We start from the raw sequence: 1676 nt of genomic DNA, 5'->3' as shown, positions 1-1676 counted from the left end.
CCAGTAAACTCCATACATTGTCAGAAATATCGTGGCGCCGATAGGCTGGAATAGTCATGATAATAGGGCCTTCTAATCAGAAGGCCCTATTATCAATGATTTTTATCCTCGTGACGACACTATCTAGCACTTTAAGTAATGGTAATAGCAAAATCATCTTCATTTTCCTTCTGAATGTGAATAGTCAGCAAAAGTGCCCAAACTCCATGTATACAACAAGATAGCGCAGGGGGTGAGAGCAAGCAGTCAACATATGACGTCATCATGACGTTTATAATTTGGTCTTCCTTGCTAATGGTTAGCAGGTAAATAATCACTATTTAATCTTAGCAAAGCGGCAAAAGCGACATGACGCTTTCACCTATTAATATAATAGGTGAAAACGATAATTATTGGCGATAAAACGTAAAAATTATGCGGTGGTCAGCTGTGGCCATAAGCGCAGGGTGGTTGCGGCAATCTGCAGCAATTTCTCGCAGCTTGCCCCTTCGCGTGCGCTGATCGACATACCTTGCAGTATGCAGCTTAAAAACTGCGCCAGTTCCTGCGCATTGGCATGTGCCGGAATTTCCCCACGCTGCTGACGCTGCAACAAAAACTGGAGCAGGATTTGTTCCTGCTGCGCGTGGCGCGACTTGATCGTCTCTGCAATCGCCTGCGAAGAGGCGGCCAGCGTCGCGGAGGTGTTGATCAGAAAACAGCCCGCCGGGGTGTCATTGCTGGTAAAGCAACTTGCCACCGCCGTGAAGTAATCTTTCAACGCCTGTGCCAGCGGTTTCTCGTCGCATAACAGCTGCGCTTCATGTTTTGCGGCAAAAAGCGAGATATAGCGATCCAGCACTGCACGGAACAGGCCTTCTTTATTCGTAAATTCCGCATACAGCGTGGGTGCTTTCGCTCCCGTCGCCTCTACGAGATCTGATAATGACGTAGCTTCGTAGCCATGCTGCCAGAATAATGCCATGGCCTTATCAAGCGCCACTTCCCTGTCGAACACTTTCGGTCGGCCACGGCTTTTTTTCATACAAGCGACTTCACTGGTCATAGTGCCGTTCAACCTTTGTTGGTTTGTTGAACAATCATTATAAAAATAAATGCTGTCAGACACCAGAGGCAAAATAGCACAAATTAATAAATTATATCTATATGATAAATATGACTTTATTAATTTAATTAACGGTCGTTATAAAAAGTGATTGACGCGTGATGTAGATCACACTTATCATTTACCTATCGATCGTTAAGTTAATGCTTACGACGCCACTTTCATCTGCTACAGAAACACATATCATGAAAAACGTTAAAACTCTGATTGCCGCTGCCGTACTTAGCTCACTCTCTTTTGCAAGCTTCGCTGCTGTTGAAGTCCAGGGGACTCCGGCAGGCCAACAGGAAATCGCTACTATCGGTGCGTCAGCAGGCAACAACCTCTCTTCTGTTGAAGATCAACTGGCTCAGAAAGCCGATGAGATGGGTGCGAAATCTTTCCGCATTACCTCTGTAACCGGTTCTGACAACCTGCACGGTACAGCGGTTCTGTACAAATAAGTTAAGCCACTGCATTAACCCTCATAGAAAAGGCCTCGCATTTGCGAGGCCTTTTTTGTGCACAAAAAACCCCCAGCTAGGCTGGGGGTTCCGGAAAGCTTTCAGCTTTAAGCCAGTTATCAAAACCC

The 1676-nt window shown here is 45.9% G+C and carries 2 protein-coding genes; one reads left to right on the top strand and one right to left on the bottom strand.

All coding sequences use genetic code 11. The annotated features are described in order from the left end of the window. Positions 1 to 412: 412 nt before the first annotated feature. A complete protein-coding gene (locus tag ACSZPU_RS25545) occupies positions 413 to 1045 on the bottom strand; it encodes a TetR/AcrR family transcriptional regulator (protein ID WP_499004402.1) in 633 nt (210 codons plus the stop codon). A 245-nt stretch (positions 1046 to 1290) separates the two neighbouring features. Between ACSZPU_RS25545 and bhsA the strand changes: the two genes are divergently transcribed. After that, positions 1291 to 1548, top strand: a complete 258-nt coding sequence (bhsA, locus tag ACSZPU_RS25540; protein ID WP_499004400.1) for a multiple stress resistance protein BhsA — start codon at positions 1291 to 1293, stop codon at positions 1546 to 1548. Positions 1549 to 1676 lie beyond the last annotated feature (128 nt).

Origin of the sequence: Phytobacter sp. V69 (genome assembly GCF_965644215.1) — a bacterium.
Classification (GTDB): Bacteria; Pseudomonadota; Gammaproteobacteria; order Enterobacterales; family Enterobacteriaceae; genus Phytobacter.
Note: the sequence above shows the minus strand (reverse complement) of the source record. Positions and strands in the feature narration are given on the sequence as shown.